A 16,659-nucleotide genomic window follows, 5' to 3' on the forward strand; every position below is an offset into this window, starting at 1 on the left:
CGGCCGCCATTCGGCGGACACCGCCGCCCGTCCTCCATGCGCACCGCGGGAACCACACCGACACTGGTGCGGCGTCGAAACCCGGCCGCCGGCACATGTGGTCACACTCGGGCGAGGAACACCAGAGGAACACCATGGGAATCATCACGCAGGACATGCGCAGGATCGTCGACAGCGCGAAGCTCGCGTTCGTGGCGACGGTCTGCGAGGACGGCTCCCCGAACCTGTCCCCGAAGGGGTCCCTGCGCGTCTACGACGACGACCACCTGGTCTTCATGCACATGGCCTCGCCCATGACGGTGGCGAACCTCCGGCAGGACCCGCGGTTGGAGGTGAACGTGGTCGACTTCCTCCTCCGGCGTGGCTTCCGTTTCAAGGGCACCGCGGAGCTCCGCGGTGAGGGCGACCCCGTGTACGCCTGGTCCCGGCAGTGGGTGCTGGACACCCACGGACCCGCATATCCCTGTCACGAGGCGGTGCTCGTGCGGGTGGAGCGGGCGCTGCCGGTGTATTCGCCCGCGTACACCTTCGGGCACTGGGAAGAAGCCGACCTCAAGCGTGCCTGGGCCGACGCCTATGGCGTCGCACGCGGGTAGCCGGCCGGTCGGGTCGGAGAGCCCAGGGCGTCCAGTTCACTCCCGATCGCCTCCCGTACCGCGTCGTGCCGCGGACCGAGCCGGAACCGTTCGTCCCGCCATCGGTCGGGCGGATACAGCCATACCGGCCTGCCTGCCGACTCCGGCTGTTCCCAGGCGAACCGGGGCCAGACATGGGCATGCAGGTATGGGTCCGTGTTGCCGAGGATCTCCAGGTTGACCCTGCGGAATGCGGAATCCAGACGCCGGCAGGCCCGCTCCACGGCCTCCCCGAGGCGGTCCATGTCGGACAGGAACGCCAGCCGCTTGGCCCTCGGCAGGTCGGACAGCCGTTGTACTCCCGGCTCGTCCACGAGGAGTACCGAATAGCCCGGCAGGAACTGCACATCGCCGATCACCGCGAACCCCGCCCCGAGCCGCCGCAGCACCGTCGGGTTCGCTCCGCGCAGGGCTGCCCCGATCCGGTCCGTCCGCCAGTCATCGCTCATGGCCCCAACCTAGCCGGGGCCGCAGGCGGGCTGCTTCATACCGGCCACGAGCCACTTCCCATGGACCTCGGGCGCCAGGCCGTGACCCACGACGGACAGAAGAGGAAGCCGAGGCCGTGGGTGCTGGTGTCGTACCGGCGGAGAGCGAGCCTGCGCGCGGAGTCCAGGGCGAGCGTGCGGAAGGTGTCGTCCGCGCTGTAGAGGTACGCCATCCACAGCGTCCCCGGCCAGAACCCGGCGGCCCAGTCACCGTTCTCGGAGTAGACCCACTTCTCGAACTTCGTGCCGACGGGGAAGCCGCTCACCCCCGGCGCGACGGCACGCAACTTCGCGACCGCCTAGTCGGCTGCCGCGCGGAGCGTCCGCACGGCGGTTGCCGGGTCCTGCGCGCCGGACGTCTGCGCAGCCTGTGCCGGTGAGACGGCGGTTGCCGTGGCTCCGGCTGCCACGGCGAGCACGGGACGCCGGGGAACGCTCATGGACGGGCCTCCAAGCAAGCGATGCGGCAGGGGCGTTGAGGGCCTCTGGCAGGGCAGCCACCCGTGCGTACATCCATGTGTGCCATGTTCAGTCACGTGAATGCAGCCGGGGTGAATGCGGATACGTGGCGCCGTGCACCTTCGCGATCGCCTCACGGCCGGATCGCGATGTTGGCCCGCGGCGCCCGGCTCGGCTCCGAGTACCGTGACCGGCTCGCGATCCCCGTCCGGAAGGTGACTCGCCGATGACTCAGCCCGCCGTGACCGCCGACGCCGGCACGCCCGTCAACCCGGTGCTCGCCGAGGTCGTCCGCTCCGGATTCGTGGAAGGGCGGCACCGGGGCAGTGTGGTGCTCATCGGGGCGGACGGCCAGGTGAAGTTGGCCATCGGTGACACCGCCTCCCCCGTCTTCCCGCGTTCCTCCAACAAGCCGATGCAGGCGGCGGCCGTACTGCGGGCCGGCCTCGACCTGCGGGCGGAGCGGCTCGCCCTCGCGGCCGCGAGCCACTCCGGCGAGGCGTTCCATCGCGACCTGGTGCGAACGATGCTCGCCGAGTACGGACTGACCGCCGAGCAGCTTCAGTGCCCGCCCGACCTGCCGCTGGACCAGGAGGAGCAGGAGGCCTACCTGGCGGCCGGTGGCCGGCGCGACCGCGTGGCCATGAACTGCTCCGGCAAGCACACGGCGATGCTGGCCGCCGCCGCTCTGCGGGACTGGCCGCTGGAGTCCTACCTCGATCCGGAGCATCCGCTCCAGCGTGTCATCCGCACGGTCGTGGAGGAGGCGGCCGGTGAGCCGGTGGCCGCCGTGGGTGTGGACGGCTGCGGTGCGCCGCTGATGGCGGTGAGCCTGACCGGCCTCGCCCGCGCCTTCCGCTCCTTCGTCCGCGCCGCGCCCGGCACCCCCGAACGGCGCGTCGCCGACGCCATGCGCGCCCACCCCGAGTACGTCGCCGGCACCCGCCGCCACGACACCTGGCTCATGAAGGACATACCGGGCGCGCTGGCGAAGGTGGGTGCCGAAGCCGTCCAGGCCCTCGCGCTGCCCGACGGCCGCGCCCTGGCGCTCAAGGTCGATGACGGCGCACCCCGGGCCCTCGGCCCGGTCCTGGGCCGTGCGTTGCGCCTCGCCGGGGTGGCGGCACCGGTCGTGGACCGCGTCGGCCGTGCGCCGCTGCTGGGGGGCGGACGGGAGGTGGGAGAGGTGCGCGCGGTGTTCTAGGGGTGTCCGTGAAGTCCAAAACTGTCACCTCATATCCTCTGATGTTTCGTCAGGGTCGATATGTGAAAGAGTTGTTGACCGATGGCCCGGCTGTCGACGCCGCGGGTGTCTGTTGTCTGCCGTTCCATGAGCGTTCAACTGGCGATTGCTGTGGGTGTGATGTGTCCTCCCTAGCCTCCTTGAGGCTTGCGAAAGAAGGGGCTCATGGACTCACTCCTCGCGGTCCGGGCGCGCGGGATCACCAAGTGCTTCGGCGATGTCGTCGGACTCGACGGCATCGATCTGGATGTGGCGCAGGGACAGATCCACGGCCTGGTCGGACCGAACGGTGCCGGCAAGACGACGCTTCTGGGGCTGCTGCTCGGCCTGGCCGTGGCCGACAGCGGCCGCCTCGAGATCCTCGGTACGCCCGTGGGCAGGACGTTCGCCGCGCCCGGCGGTGTCGCCGGGTTCGTGGACGGCCCGGGGCTGTACCCCTCACTCACCGCCCGGCAGAATCTCGCCGCCCTGGCCGCTCTCCGCGGGCACGACGCGCGCGCGGCGGGCATCGACGACGTGCTCGACCAGGTCGGGCTCACGGATGTCGCCGACGACCGGACCCGCGGCTTCTCCCTGGGCATGCGGCAACGGCTCGGTCTCGCCGCCGCCCTGCTCACCAGCCCCCGGCTGCTCGTGCTCGACGAGCCCTCCAACGGCCTCGACCCGGCCGGCAAGAAGCACGTCCACGGTGTCCTCGCCCGGCTGGCTGCGCAGGGGACCGCCGTCGTGCTGTCGAGTCACCGCATGGACGACCTCGAGGCGCTGTGCTCCGAGGTCACCATTCTCGCCACCGGGCGGGTCGTCTTCTCCGGCCCGCTGAGCAAGCTGGCCGCCGAGAACCGCGCACTCGACTACCGGTTGGTCACCTCCGACACGCAGGCCGCCCGCCGGCTGGCCGCCGACGCGCCCGGAGTCCACGTCGTCGACGACGCCATAGTCCGTCACGGCGATGAGGTGCTCGTCGTACGCGCCCTGGCGCCCGCCCTCGACGAACTCGTGGTGCGGCTCGTCCACGCGGGCCTCGCGCTGCGTGAACTGGCCCCCGTCGTCTCCCCGTTGGAGGCGGCGTTCCTGAACCTGACCGAGCAGCAGCGTCCGGCCCCCGATGAGCCGGGAACCGGCACCGGGCGGCCGGGGGCCGGCGGGCAGCAGCAGAGGACCGACGTCCAGGAGCAGGAGGCCGGTCGATGACCGCAGCCGCAACCGGCGCAGTCCCCGAGCACGACGCCGGTGCCGTCGACGGCCGTGTCACGGTTGCCCGGGGTTATCGCTTCGAACTGGTCAAGCTGGTCTCGCAGTGGCGCATCCGGCTGTTGGTCCTCGCCTGCTGGACCGCCCCGGCGCTGTTCGTCGCCGGGGTGAGCCGGCAGAGCACCCTTCCCGCCGACACTCTGTTCGGCCGCTGGATGCTCGCCACAGGATGGGCCGGGCCCCTGGTCGTGCTCGGGTTCTCGGGCACCTGGGCGCTGCCGCTGCTGACCTCCGTCGTCGCGGGTGACGTCTTCGCCTCCGAGGACCGGCTCGGCACCTGGCGTCACCTGCTCGTGGCGGTACGCTCGCCCCGCCGGATCTTCGCGGCGAAGGCACTGGCGAGTGTCACGGTGATCCTGCTGCTCGTGGCCGGGCTGGCCGCCTCGAGCACCGTCGGTGGTCTCGTCGCGGTCGGCAATCACCCGCTGGCCGGCCTCGACGGTCATCTGCTGGCCCCCGGGGACGCCGCCGGCAAGGTGCTGCTCGCCTGGGCCTGCGTGCTCGCCCCGACGCTGGCCCTGGTCGGGATCGGCCTGCTCGGGTCCGTCGTCCTGGGACGGTCCCCGATGGGACTGCTGCTCCCGGCGGTCGTCGCCCTCGCGATGCAGCTCGCCCAGATGCTGCCGCTGCCCGTCGCCGTGCGGCTCGCGCTGCCCAGCTGGGCGTTCATCTCCTGGAACGGACTGTTCACCAGCCCGGCCCGGCTCGGTCCACTCGTGATCGGCATCGTGGTCAGCCTGGTGTGGGCGGTCGTCGCGACGGTGCTCGCCCGTCTGCTCTTCCTGCGTCGCGACTTCACCAACCTCACCGACGGCGGCCCGGGTCGCCGCGCGATCACCGTCGGCCTCCTGCCGCTCGTCGCTCTGGCCGTCGCGACGGTCGCCGTCGTCGCGGCGGTGACGGGCGCGACGACGGGCTCCGGGATCGAACAGGCCAAGGTGCAGCGCTCGCTCGCCACCGCGTTCGCCCACCTCTACCGCATGCAGACCGGGCAGCTGCACCGCCCCGATGTCACCGAGGCGCAGCTGAAGGCCGCGGCGGCCTGCACCAAGGGCGGCGTCGCGGACGACGCGGAGGGAGCCGGCAACGACTGGCGCTGCGTCGTGTCCTGGCACCTGCCCGGCACGACGGCCACGGGCCAGGCCGTCTACCAGCTCGACATCACCGCGGACGGGCGGTTCGTGGCCGACGGCGACGGACCGAAGGAAGTGAACGGCTATTTCCTCGTGCGGACTTCGACCGGAGACGCACCGAACCCGCTCTGGCAGTTCGACGGCGACGTCGACCTGCTCTCCCCCTCCCCGAAGGAATGAGGCCATGCAGATAACGCGCCGCCGTCGTCAGGTCGAGAAGGAGTACTACGTCCTGCTCGGCAGACGTGTCGGACGCCGGGCCACCCTGGTCACGGCATGTATCGCCACCGCCGCCCTGGCCACCGGCACCGCCGTCGCCGAAACGCGCCAGTTCGGCACCGACCAGGTCGGCCAGGTCACCGCCAGGGGCCAGGTCGTCTCCGCCGACCAGTACATCGCCCCGTACGGCGACCGACTGGTCATCAACGACGGCAAGATCATGTCGTCGACGGTCAGCCCGGACGGCAGCCATCTCGCGGCCGCGGTCGCCGACGGCGACGCGGCGCTCGTCGTCGTGGACCTCGCGAGCGGGCAGGTCAAGCAGCGCATCGGCACCTCCGCGGCCGACGACCTGCGTATCGCCGGCAATTCCGTCGGCCAGGAGGGCCCGGCCTACTCGCCCGACGGCAAGCAGCTGTGGCTCGGCCAGACCGACGGCTACACCAAGTTCACCGTGAACGCCGACGGCACCCTCTCCAACCCGACGACCGTCACCATCCCGGCCGACGGCAGCAAGCACGCGCTCGTGGCCGCGGCGGTGTTCTCCGCAGACGGCTCCACCGTCTACTCCGCGGTCAACGGCCAGAACCGGGTGGTCGCCATCGACGCCGCGACGGGTGCCGTCAAGCAGAGCTGGTCCGTGGGCAACGCCCCGCGCGGCATGGTCCAGGTCGGCGACAAGCTCTACGTCAGCAACGAGGGCGGGCGTCCCGCCAGGGCCGGCGACACCACGATCAACTCCTACGGCACCCAGGTGCCGGCCAACCCGAAGACCGGCGCCACCACCACCGGCACGGTCAGCGTCATCGACCTGGCGAACCCGTCCGCCGCCGTCCGGAGCATCGAGGTCGGTCTGCACCCGACCGCCGTGTACGCCAAGAACGGCGCGGTGTTCGTCACCAACACCGCCGACAACAACGTGTCGGTCATCAACACCCGCAATGACGAGGTCGTACAGACCATCTCCACCCAGCCGTGGCCGGAGGCGTCGGTCGGTTACGAGCCCGACGCGGTGACCCTCACCGGCGACGGTCACCTGCTGGTGACGCTGGGCCGCGCCAACGCCGTCGCCGTCTACCGCTACACCTCCCCCCAGGAGCCGGTCAGCTACGTCGGCCTGCTCCCGACGGACTACTTCCCCGCGGAGATCACCACCGTGGGCAAGAAGGTGGTCGTCTCCAACACCCGCGGCATCGACGCCCGCCGGCCCGACAGCGCCGGCCACGGCACCCACGACACGACGTCCAGCCTGACGCAGTTCACACTGCCCAGCGACCGGGTCATCCGCTCCGAGACCGCCAAGGTCTTCCGGCAGAACGGCTGGACCGCCGGCTCGGTCTCGCTGGCCAAGGGCAGGAGCCACGCGCAGCCGGTGCCGGTCCCGGCCCGGATCGGCGACCCCTCGACGATCAAGCACGTCTTCCTGATCGTCAAGGAGAACCGGACCTACGACCAGGTCTTCGGTGACATCGCCAAGGGCAACGGTGACTCGTCGCTGACGCAGTTCGGCGAGAACGTGACGCCGAACCAGCATGCGCTGGCCGAGCAGTTCGGGCTGTACGACAACGCCTACGACGTCGGCACGAACTCCGCCGAGGGCCACAACTGGCTGATGCAGGCGGACAACCCCGAGTACACGGAGTCCTCGGCCGGTGAGTACGCGCGCAGTTACGACACCGAGGACGACGCCCTCGGCCACCAGAAGTCCGGCTTCCTGTGGACGGGCGCGCAGACGGCCGGCAACAGCGTGCGCGACTTCGGTGAGTTCCACCAGTTCCTGACCAAGCCGTCCGGGGCGAGCTGGCAGAACCTGTACTGCGACGCGAAGAACATGGACGCGACCGGGCAGGGCACCGCCTACACCCTGAACTCGTCCTCGCCGATCCCGTCGCTCAACAGCGTCTCGGTGCCCGGATTCCCGAAGTTCGACACCAGTGTCCCGGACGTCTACCGGGAGCAGATCTGGAAGCAGGACTTCGAGAAGAACGGTCCGGCGAACCTGAACATGTTCTGGCTCTCCAGCGACCACACCGGTGGTCCGGCGAGCCCGGCCGCCCAGGTCGCCGACAACGACCTGGCCACCGGCAGGATCGTCGACGAGATCTCGCACAGCAAGTACTGGAAGGACTCGGCGATCTTCGTCGTCGAGGACGACTCCCAGGCCGGTCTGGACCACGTGGACGGCCACCGTGCCCCGATCCAGATCATCAGCCCCTGGGCCCAGCACGGCACGGTCGACGACCGCTACTACTCGCAGATCACCATGATCCGCACCATCGAGCAGATCCTCGGGGTCCACCCGATGAACCAGAAGGACAGCGCGGCCACCCCCATGCGCGGGGCGTTCACGCGGCACCCGGACTACACGCCGTTCACGGCGCTGCCGAACCGGACGTCGCTGACCGACGGTCTGAAGACCCCGCCGTCCTGCGGAGTGGACACGCCGGCGCGGCAGGACCCCGAGGCGGCCGCGGTGCCGTCGGCGAAGGTGCCCGCGGACAAGGAGTCGCTCGCGGCGCAGTGGGACGCCTGGAAGTCGAAGCAGCACCTGACCGGCCCCAACGCCGTCCCCGACTACGCCAACCCCGCCCAGATGAACCACTTCACCTGGTACGAGACCCACAACTGGACCAAGCCGTACCCCGGTGAGAAGAAGATCTACGCACCGAACGACGTGCCCGGCGCCTACATCCCGTCGTCGGAGAACGACGGCTGACGCGGGCTGATACGACCAGGACCCCCGGCAGGCGAGACCGCCTGCCGGGGGTTCTTCCGTTCCGGCCCACGCCGCACCAGACGCTGGGCTACGAGCTTGAGTTCGTGACGGACCACAACTCCGGCCGGCTCCGCAACGGCGACGGTCCGTCCGTGTTCATCGCCGAGGTCCCGGAGGATCAGGAGCCGGACAGCCGGATCGTGCTCAAGGTGCCGGACGCGGACGCGTTCCGCCCCGATCCCGCCGTAGCGAGCACCGGCGCGAGCGCCCCGACATGGACCCGCGGGCCACCAGCGGCTCCCGGGCCGCCGTCGTCGCCCGCGCCCGCTTCATCGAGGACCTGGTCGCCGAGCAGGCCGACCGCGGCGTGACGCAGTACGTCGTCCCGGGCGCCGGTCTGGGCACCTTCGCCCGGCGCAGACCGGCCGACCTCGTCGACGCCGCCGACCGCCCCGGTCTGCGGGCGAGGGAGGAGGGCGCACGGGCGTCCGGACCACTGTTCATCAGCTTCTGCACCCCGCGGGAAACGCCGGCCCTCGCCCAGGAGTCCGGCTTCCGGGACGTTTGGCATGTGCCGGGAGTCTCGCTCGCCGTACGCCACTTCGCCGGCCGCACCGACGGTCTGCACCCCTCGACCGGCGAGGACCTGGTGGTGGCCGCCACCTGACCCGCCGGGCCCAGGTGTGCGATGACGACGTCGCCCGGCACGCGCGGCGCGGGTCTCGGCCCGCGAGCGCTCAACTTCTCCGGTGGTGACCGAGTCGCCCGGGCTTCCCCCGTACCCCGCCACGCGACGTGCGGCGCGCTGCGAGCGGGGGAAGACTGAGATCGGGCGGGAGGGGCTCGCCGTACGCCCCGCCTTCCGAGGCGGGCGCGTGCATCCCCGTCTCCCCGCGAGCGCGAAGGCGCCGTCCCTCGGCCGTCGGCGTGGTCAACCAGACTCGTACCCCAGACAAGGCGCTCGGCCATGAACACCATCGACGAACGGGCTGCGAGCACTCTGCGCGAGGCGCTGCGGGGACCTGTGATCACACCGCAGGACCCCGGCTACGACGAGGCCCGCAGCATCTACAACGCCATGATCGACCGGCGGCCGGCCGCCTTCGCCCAGTGCGTGGACGTGGCGGACGTACGGGAGACGATCTCCTTCGCCCGGGACACCGGCGCCGAGCTCGCGGTGCGCGGCGGCGGTCACAGCGGCCCGGGCCTGTGCCTGGTGGACGACGGACTCGTCCTCGATCTGTCGCCGATGCGCTGGGTCCGGGTGGACCCGGAGACGGACACGGCCCAGGTGGGCGGGGGCAGCTGGCTGGGTGACCTCGACCATGCGGCACACACCTTCGGGCGCGCCGTGCCGGCCGGGATCATCTCGACCACGGGCGTAGGCGGTCTCACCCTCGGCGGCGGGCACGGCCACCTCACCCGCAGGTACGGCCTGACGATCGACAGTCTGCAGTCGGCCGACGTCGTCCTCGCCGACGGCAGCTACGTCACCGCGTCGGCGCAGAGTCACCCGGACCTGTTCTGGGCGCTGCGCGGTGGGGGCGGCAACTTCGGAGTGGTGACGTCGTTCACCTTCCGGCTGCACCCGGCGTCCACCGTCGGCGTCGCGGTGACGGTGTGGCCGGCCGAGCACACGCCCGAAGTCCTGCGCTGGTACCGGGAGTTCCTGCCCGCCGCGCCGGACGAGCTCAGCGGGTTCTTCGCCGTGCTCGTCGTTCCGCCCGGCCCGCCCTTCCCGGAGCCGATCCACGGGCAGAAGATGTGCGGGGTCGTGTGGTGTTACACCGGCGACATCGCCGACGGCCACCTGGAGGAGGTGCTCTCCGTGGTGAACGAGCCGGCGCCGCCGGCCTTTCACTTCACCACCCCCATGCCCTACCCGGCCCTGCAGACCATGTTCGACGGGCTGATGCCCAGGGGACTGCAGTGGTACTGGCGGGGCGACTTCTTCGACACCATCTCCGACGCCGCGATCGAGGTGCACCACAAGTACGCGGAGAACATCCCCACCGCCCTTTCGACCATGCACCTGTACCCGGTGGACGGGGCGGCCCACCGGGCCGGCGCCGACGACACGGCCTGGGCCTACCGGGACGCCGTGTGGTCCGGCGTGTTCGCCGGCATCGACCCCGATCCCGCCAACGCCGGGCTGATCCGGCAGTGGTGCGTCGACTACTGGACCGACCTGCACCCGCACTCCATGGGCGGCGCCTACGTCAACTACATCGGCCAGGGAGAGCGCCTGGACCGGGTCCGGGCCACCTACCGCGGCCACTACGACCGCCTGGCCTCGGTGAAACGCGCCTACGACCCGGACAACCTGTTCCACGCCAACCAGAACATCGCACCAAGCCCGGACTGACCGGACTGAGGGGCCGAGCGGGCGCCGGGGGCGCTGGGCCCGGCCCTGGGACGCCGGCGCCGAAAGCCGGACGTCGAGACCGCGGCGGCCGCCCCGATCCGCGCGGTACGCGGCCACCGTGAGGTGACCGCACAGGAAGGTGTGCATGCGGCGGGAGCCGACGGGGCCTCGGCGCCGAGGCCCCGGCCGGTCACAGGCCTGCCGGAGTGATCCGGCGGCCCGTGAGGCTCGTGGGCCGGATCGACACCCACATCTGGCGCTCACCGCCCGCCCACGGTCGCGTGTGGGCGTTGCGGGTGAGGGCCCGCACGGCGTCCGGGTCCGTCACGGCACGGGCCGGGCCGACGGCGAGGACGCTCCAGCCCTGGCTCAGGGCGTCGTCCACGTGGTCCACCTCGAAGGCGACCTCACGCCCGGCGGCGGCCGCGGCCACGGAATCGGGCGCCGTCCGGAAGACGATGGCGCCGTCGACCACGTCGTAATTGACCGGGACGACCGCAGGGCGTCCGTCGGACGGCGACACCGAGACGCGTCCCACGCCGTGCGTGGAGAGCAGGGTGCGGCATTCCTCCGGGTCGAGATCGCGCAGCTCGGGATGGAGCAGCGCATGGCCCTGACCGGAAGGGCGATCGAGCCCGCCGCCGCGCAGGGCGGCGACCGTGGTGCCCAGTGCGTCGGCCAGCCTGATGAGCGTGGCCACGGTCGGGTCGGCGGGCCGTACCTCGAGGTAGGCCAGATAGTCGGGCGACATGCGCGCGAGGCCGGCCGTCTCCTCACGGCTGAGGCCCCTTCTCCTGCGTTCGACGGCGACGCGCCGGCCGATGTCGCCGGGGTTGTTCGTCCCGCTCGGCCGGGCGGCCCGGGATGCGGTCACCATCTCGTCCGCGGGCGGCCGTGAACCATGCACGGTCGCGACGGGTCCGTGGCGGAGAGGGCGGACGTGGGCGTCGGGGCCGGGGAAGACGAGCGTCACCTCGTCCGTGTCCGACCAGCGGACGTCGTACGGGGGTGTTCCGTCCTCGTGGTGGAGGCCGACGATCTCGCCGTCACGCCGGGCGACGCCGGTCGCCGGACCTTCGATGACGAGCTGGTCGCCGAGGTGAGCTCGCATGCCGCCGCCCTCTCCGGAGAATGGTGCTGCGTCCTGCCTGACACGCCGGACGCGACGCAGCACGGGGTGCGGGTTCACAGGATCCGGGCGGTGGGCTCACGCATGCTGCGCATGGGCGCGTCCGCTCCCTGCATGTCGAGTTCGGCGGCATGCAGCAGCTGCCGGGCGAGGTCGTCCATGGCGCGGCCCGCCGCCAGTTCGTCGCCGATCTCCGGCACGTCGACGTCCGCGGGATGGCAGTGCGCCGTTCCCAGGGCGGAGAGAGCCGTGGCGCCCGTGTCCAGCACCATGTGCGCCTTCGTCGTGCCGTCGTCGTCCTCGAAGAGGTGGAGACGGACCTTCCACTCCGCGGTGTGCGACATCGCTTGCCTCCTCGTCCCGGACCGGCCCCCCTCTGCCATTCACCATCGAACGCCGGTGACCGCGGTGCCCAGGGCCGAACGTCCCTGAGGGACCGGCGTCCGGCCCCGGCGGCGCCGTCCGACGTTCACCCCGTCCGAGCGGCCCCGCGTGGGCGGCGGTCACACCTGGGGTACGACCGCGACGGGGCACGGCGCGTGATGCAGTACCGCGTGATTGACCAGGCCCAGTTGCAGACCGGGATGCCCAAGTCGCCGACAGGCGCCCACGACCAGCAGGTCCGCCTCCGACGCGGCCTCCAGCAGGGCCCGGCGCGCCGGGCCCTCGATCACCTGACGGCTCACCTGGACGTCGCGGTACCAGCCCTCCGCGACCCGCAGGGTGTCGTCGAGCACCTGAGGCGGCGGCCGCAGATGGGCCTCGAGGGGCCACGACGGGGCTTGCGGAGTCGTACAGGCACCCGACGGCGCACTCCAGGCGTGCAGGGCCACGAGCCGGCACCGGCGCACCTCGGCCTCGCGGAACGCGAACTGCACCGCCGCGCCGCTGCCGTGTTCGTCCTCGACGCCGACCACGACGCTGCCGAACCGGGCGTCGCGGTGCTCGGCCGCGCCGCGGACCACGACGACCGGACAGTCCGCCCGTGCCGCCACGGCGAGGCTCACCGAGCCCAGCAGCATGCCCGGGAGGTCGCCGAGCCCTCTGGAGCCCAGCACCAGCGCGAAGGCGCTGCGCCCCAGGTCGACCAGGGCGGAGGCCGCGTCCTCGTGCACCACGTCGCTGGACAGCCGGACCGCGGGAGCGCGCTTCCCGGCCCGCGCGCAGGCAGCGCCGATCACGTCGGCCGCGTCGCGGTCCCCGGCCGCGGCATGCAGGAGATGAAGCGGCACGTCGTGCCGGGCCGCCTCGGCGGCGGCCCAGTCGACCGCCTCCAGGCCGGCCCCGGACCCGTCGACACCGACCACCAGGGGAATCGTCACCGCCCCTGTCTCCTCTCGTGCCGGACCGCGCCCCCGCCGGCCCCTGGGCGCCAGGCCCACCCGAAGACGGGCTCCCCGGTCGGACCCGGTCGGCGTCCTCTCCCGGCTTCGTACCGGACGGGGGCCACTCCCAGCTTGGTACCGGACGGGGGCCACCGCCATGCAGACCTTCGTCACCGGGGCCGCGGCGGTCCGACCGTGCCGAGGTCTCCCGTCGGTGCCGGGGGCCCGGACCGGGGCCGGCGGGCCGCCGTGTTGCCCGGGCGACCGGTGGGGGCGACCGTGGAGGTGGGAGAGCGAGGGAGCGCGTACCGTCGGGAGGCCGAGGGCGCACACCGGGTCGAGCGGCCCCGCACCCCGGGCCGGTCGTGGGGCGAACGGCGTGCGGTGAGGCCATGCGGCCCCATGACAGCGGGCGCCCGACCGGCGAGCGTGAAAGGGCACCGGTTGCGACACCGGCGCCGCCCGACCGGGACCATCCGCGGCCGGACGCCCGGCACAAGGAGGCAGCCGTGAACGAGCCACCCGCGGTACGGAGTCTGATGGATGCCGCCCCGTACTCGATCGGCCAGGACGAGAGCGTGCTGCTGGCCTGGGAGGTCATGGAGAGGTCCGAACAGCGTCATCTCCCCGTGGTCCGTGGGGACGGCTGCTGTGCCGGACTGGTGGACCGCGCCGAACTCGCCGTGGCCTGCGCTGCCGCCGCCGCGACGCTGTCCCGGCGCCGGGTGCGCGAACTCCTCCACGCCCGCCGTACCGTCACGGTCCACCCCGAGGAGTCGGTTCTGCGCGCGGCAGCCGTGATGACGGACGAGGACCTCGACGCGCTGCCGGTCACGGATCCGCACGGACGCCTGGTCGGCCTGCTCACGGCCCGGGACTACGTGGCCGCCACCGCAGGCCTGCAGGGCCACGCCGAGTCCGTCTGCCGGCGTCCCGCACGGGTCGCCCTGGACGGGCTGCCGCCGTGCCGCGCCTCGCGGGAACAGGGCATCGTCATTCCCTAGCGGTCCCCTCGAGGATGAGCCGCACACTCAGGAAGAAAGGCTGATGTCAATGGTCTGGGCATCATGGACCACCCCCGGGGTCTTCACCGGCCGGGGCGGCGCACGAACCGACGAGGCGGGGATCGTCGGCGGAAACCTGACCGTCCACACCACCTGGGACGGCAGGGAGGCAGATGTGACGGTCCAGTACACGGGCACCTCCGAATGGTTCACCCTCACCGGAAGCCCCGTGCCCTGCCGCTCCGAGCGGTGCAGCCGCGACCTGCACCAGGCAACGGTGGAGGCACTGAAGGCAGGTGAGGAAGCCGCCACCGTCCCCAGGCTGGACACCGACGCCGTGGCATAGCCGACGCAGGACCGGACGCGCCGGCCGCCGAGTCCGCTGCACAGCCGGGCCGGCCGGCCGGGGCCGGCGTGACCCCGGCCGGCCGGTCGGACTCGGCCGTGCGAGCCCCGTTCATCGGGCTGCCCCGGGCGAACGGGGCCGTTCGAGCGGCTCGGATGCCGTGGCTAGGGCTTCCGGGCGAGGCCGCCGTGTTCGGCCACGACCTGCGGGGCGGGCGAACCGGGCTCCGGACGCCACCGGGTGACCGATACGACGCCGGGATCGATGAGCTCCAATCCGTCGAAGTACGCGGTGATCTCGTCGACCGTGCGCAGGTTGTAGGGGACGGCGCCGCTGCTGTTGTAGGCGTCCTGGGCCTGCTCGAAGACGGGATCGATGCCACGTGAACCGTCGTTGACGGAGAGGTGGCTGCCCGACGGCAGGGCGTCCATCAGACGGCGGGCGATGGAGCGGGCCTGATCGTAGTCGGCGAGGTGGCCGAGGATGTTGCTGAGGATCAGCGCGACGGGGCGCCCGAAGTCCAGTGTCGAGGCGGCGGCCTGGAGGATCCGTTCCGGGTCGGTCAGGTTGGCGTCGATGTAGGAGGTGGCGCCCTCGGGGGAGGAGTAGAGCAGGGCGCGGGCGTGTGCCAGGACCATCGGGTCGTTGTCCACGTAGACGATCCGGGCTTCGGGAGCGAGCCGCTGGGCGACCTCATGGGTGTTCTCGGCGGTCGGCAGCCCGGTGCCGACGTCCAGGAACTGCCGGACACCCACCTCTCGCACCAGATACGTGATGTTGCGGCGCAGGAAGGCCCGGCTGCTGCGGGCGATGGTGACGATACCGGGGAAGACCGCGGTGTACGCGTCGCCTGCCGCCTCGTCGACGGGGTAGTTGTCCTTGCCGCCGAGCCAGTAGTTCCAGATGCGGGCGGAGTGCGGTACCGACGTGTCGATCTTCTGGCTCATTGCCGGATCGGGCGTCGTCATGGGGTCGGTCATGAGTCGGGTCCGTCTTTCGGTCATGGCATGGATCAGTCGGGGCACAACTTACGTCCCAACGCCCGCTTCTCGCCCATGGGTTCGGGTGAAGCACCGGTGTACGGCAGAGGGGACGCGCGCACCGCGTCCCCTCTGCGGCGGGGCGGGCGCAAAGGAGCCTCGCTCCTCGGTGCTCGCCCCGCGGCCGGCGTCAGCCGAGCTGGAACGTCGTCTCGACCGGGTAGTGATCGCTGGGAGCGTTGGTGTCGGTCAGGCCGGTGGTCCAGCCGGCCTGGGGGTCGAAGTCGACCTTGACGGTGGACATGGCAGCCGGAACCGGTCGGCCCGCTGCGTTCAGGTAACCGATGTAGTCGAGGTCGTCCCGGTAGTCCTTCGGGAAGGACTCGGTGCCGGACATGTACTGGCACCAGGCGGAGACCGGGCAGTCCATGGTGCGCAGCGCCTGACCGGCGTCGGTGGCCGGGGTGCCGAGGACGCCGTTCACCGCTGCCTGGGCGTTGGCGTAGTCGCCGCGCGACCGGCCGCCGTAGTACTCGACGTTCAGGTCACCGCCGATCAGCACCGGTGCCGTCGAGCCGGCGATGCCGTCCACCCAGGTGCGTATCTCGCCGAGCTGGGCGAGCCGGGTGGACTGCGTGGTGTCGGTGGAGGTGTCGGACTCGTCGGCCTGGAGGTGGGTGCCGACCACCCAGCTCTTCACCCCGCCCTTGTCGATCTGCACGAGTGCCGCGCCCTTGTTGGCGTGGTAGTCCCAGGTGCCGTAGGTGGAGTTGCTGAAGACGTGGGCGTACTGCGCGGTGATCGGGTACTTGGAGAGGATCATGGTGCCGCCGTTGATGACGAACCAGGAGTTGGAACAGTCACCGCTGATGCCGGTCCAGCCGCCGCCGGAGCAGGTCTGGCCGACGACCGGGGTGTGGTACGGGTACAGGTCGGCCAGCTTGCCGATGATGTCCGCGGTGGAGCTGTTGTTGAAGTCCTCGTCCAGCACCACCACGTCGGCGCCGTGCTTGCGGATGATCGACTCGATGGTCGGGGTGCGCTGCGCCGCCTTCTCGTTCTGGGTGCTGTCGACGATCGCGGTGCCGAGGTCCACGTTCCAGGCGAACACCGAGAGCGTGGTGCCCGTGCCCGCGCTCGCGGCGGGGGCCGTGTAACCGCTGAGGCCGAGGAGCATGGCTGCCGCTGCGGCGGTGAGGGCGGTGGCTGTACGACGCGAGACCATGCAGGCTCCTGATGAAGTGGGTTGTACCGCCCCGCGTGCCGCGGTGGACGGGGCGCGTACATGACAGGAGGACTCTAGGGTGCTCGCCGGTACCGCCGAGGGAACATCGGCCGATCAGTCCATGGAGAAAAGGTGTCTGGA

General features: G+C 71.6%; 16 protein-coding genes and 1 pseudogene. 10 read left to right on the top strand and 7 right to left on the bottom strand.

Going from position 1 to position 16,659, the window contains the following annotated elements:
- The first annotated feature begins 134 nt into the window (after positions 1 to 134).
- Positions 135 to 596 (top strand): pyridoxamine 5'-phosphate oxidase family protein, encoded by a 462-nt coding sequence (locus ABZ919_RS27905; RefSeq protein ID WP_361252974.1) that lies wholly within the window; start codon positions 135 to 137, stop codon positions 594 to 596.
- Here ABZ919_RS27905 and ABZ919_RS27910 read toward each other — a convergent pair.
- Together ABZ919_RS27910 and ABZ919_RS27915 are read right to left on the bottom strand one after the other, a co-directional pair.
- Positions 575 to 1,084 carry a diadenosine tetraphosphate hydrolase gene (locus tag ABZ919_RS27910; RefSeq protein ID WP_361252976.1) on the bottom strand — a complete coding sequence of 170 codons (510 nt, stop codon included), beginning with the start codon at positions 1,082 to 1,084 and terminating at the stop codon, positions 575 to 577. The two genes, ABZ919_RS27905 and ABZ919_RS27910, sit on opposite strands and share 22 nt — an antisense overlap.
- 35 nt (positions 1,085 to 1,119) lie before the next feature.
- Positions 1,120 to 1,389 carry a hypothetical protein gene (locus ABZ919_RS27915; RefSeq protein ID WP_361252978.1) on the bottom strand — a complete coding sequence of 90 codons (270 nt, stop codon included), beginning with the start codon at positions 1,387 to 1,389 and terminating at the stop codon, positions 1,120 to 1,122.
- Between the two features lie 419 nt (positions 1,390 to 1,808).
- Here ABZ919_RS27915 and ABZ919_RS27920 point away from each other — a divergent pair, with 419 nt between their 5' ends.
- From ABZ919_RS27920 to ABZ919_RS27950, 7 genes and pseudogenes are all read left to right on the top strand, one after another.
- Positions 1,809 to 2,786 carry an asparaginase gene (locus tag ABZ919_RS27920; RefSeq protein WP_361252980.1) on the top strand — a complete coding sequence of 326 codons (978 nt, stop codon included), beginning with the start codon at positions 1,809 to 1,811 and terminating at the stop codon, positions 2,784 to 2,786.
- A gap of 204 nt (positions 2,787 to 2,990) precedes the next feature.
- Complete coding sequence (locus ABZ919_RS27925; RefSeq protein ID WP_361252981.1) at positions 2,991 to 4,016, top strand: ABC transporter ATP-binding protein; 1,026 nt, start codon at positions 2,991 to 2,993, stop codon at positions 4,014 to 4,016.
- The gene (locus ABZ919_RS27930) at positions 4,013 to 5,389 is read left to right on the top strand and encodes an ABC transporter permease (protein WP_361252983.1); all 1,377 of its coding nucleotides are present in this window, start codon (positions 4,013 to 4,015) and stop codon (positions 5,387 to 5,389) included. The genes ABZ919_RS27925 and ABZ919_RS27930 overlap by 4 nt, the downstream gene beginning before the upstream one ends.
- Positions 5,390 to 5,393: 4 nt before the next feature.
- Entirely contained in the window at positions 5,394 to 8,144 is a 2,751-nt protein-coding gene (locus ABZ919_RS27935) for a bifunctional YncE family protein/alkaline phosphatase family protein (RefSeq protein ID WP_361252985.1), read from the top strand.
- Positions 8,145 to 8,185: 41 nt separating this feature from the next.
- Positions 8,186 to 8,389 (top strand): annotated as a pseudogene (locus ABZ919_RS27940) (hypothetical protein); the annotation flags it as partial.
- A 29-nt stretch (positions 8,390 to 8,418) separates the two neighbouring features.
- Positions 8,419 to 8,811 carry a class I SAM-dependent methyltransferase gene (locus ABZ919_RS27945; RefSeq protein ID WP_361252986.1) on the top strand — a complete coding sequence of 131 codons (393 nt, stop codon included), beginning with the start codon at positions 8,419 to 8,421 and terminating at the stop codon, positions 8,809 to 8,811.
- A 300-nt stretch (positions 8,812 to 9,111) separates the two neighbouring features.
- Positions 9,112 to 10,509 carry an FAD-binding oxidoreductase gene (locus ABZ919_RS27950; protein ID WP_361252988.1) on the top strand — a complete coding sequence of 466 codons (1,398 nt, stop codon included), beginning with the start codon at positions 9,112 to 9,114 and terminating at the stop codon, positions 10,507 to 10,509.
- 190 nt (positions 10,510 to 10,699) lie between these two features.
- Here the strand turns inward: ABZ919_RS27950 and ABZ919_RS27955 are convergent, their stop codons facing one another.
- From ABZ919_RS27955 to ABZ919_RS27965, 3 genes are all read right to left on the bottom strand, one after another.
- Positions 10,700 to 11,620, bottom strand: coding sequence for a pyridoxamine 5'-phosphate oxidase family protein (locus tag ABZ919_RS27955; RefSeq protein WP_361252990.1), 921 nt, complete (start codon positions 11,618 to 11,620; stop codon positions 10,700 to 10,702).
- A gap of 74 nt (positions 11,621 to 11,694) precedes the next feature.
- The gene (locus tag ABZ919_RS27960) at positions 11,695 to 11,982 is read right to left on the bottom strand and encodes a dsRBD fold-containing protein (RefSeq protein ID WP_361252992.1); all 288 of its coding nucleotides are present in this window, start codon (positions 11,980 to 11,982) and stop codon (positions 11,695 to 11,697) included.
- A 159-nt stretch (positions 11,983 to 12,141) separates the two neighbouring features.
- On the bottom strand, positions 12,142 to 12,960 hold the full coding sequence (locus ABZ919_RS27965; protein WP_361252994.1) for a universal stress protein: 819 nt from the start codon (positions 12,958 to 12,960) through the stop codon (positions 12,142 to 12,144).
- Positions 12,961 to 13,472: 512 nt separating this feature from the next.
- On the opposite strand from ABZ919_RS27965, the gene ABZ919_RS27970 reads away from it, so the two are divergent.
- Together ABZ919_RS27970 and ABZ919_RS27975 are read left to right on the top strand one after the other, a co-directional pair.
- The gene (locus ABZ919_RS27970) at positions 13,473 to 13,967 is read left to right on the top strand and encodes a CBS domain-containing protein (RefSeq protein ID WP_361252996.1); all 495 of its coding nucleotides are present in this window, start codon (positions 13,473 to 13,475) and stop codon (positions 13,965 to 13,967) included.
- 49 nt (positions 13,968 to 14,016) lie between these two features.
- Positions 14,017 to 14,313, top strand: a complete 297-nt coding sequence (locus ABZ919_RS27975) for a hypothetical protein (protein WP_361253157.1) — start codon at positions 14,017 to 14,019, stop codon at positions 14,311 to 14,313.
- Between the two features lie 164 nt (positions 14,314 to 14,477).
- Here ABZ919_RS27975 and ABZ919_RS27980 read toward each other — a convergent pair whose 3' ends face one another.
- Entirely contained in the window at positions 14,478 to 15,293 is an 816-nt protein-coding gene (locus ABZ919_RS27980; protein WP_361252998.1) for an SAM-dependent methyltransferase, read from the bottom strand.
- Positions 15,294 to 15,483: 190 nt separating this feature from the next.
- Positions 15,484 to 16,518, bottom strand: coding sequence for a sphingomyelin phosphodiesterase (locus ABZ919_RS27985; RefSeq protein ID WP_361253000.1), 1,035 nt, complete (start codon positions 16,516 to 16,518; stop codon positions 15,484 to 15,486).
- Between the last annotated feature and the right edge of the window lie 141 nt (positions 16,519 to 16,659).

It is taken from the genome of Streptomyces sp. NPDC046759 (genome assembly GCF_040645475.1).
GTDB lineage: Bacteria > Actinomycetota > Actinomycetes > Streptomycetales > Streptomycetaceae > Streptomyces.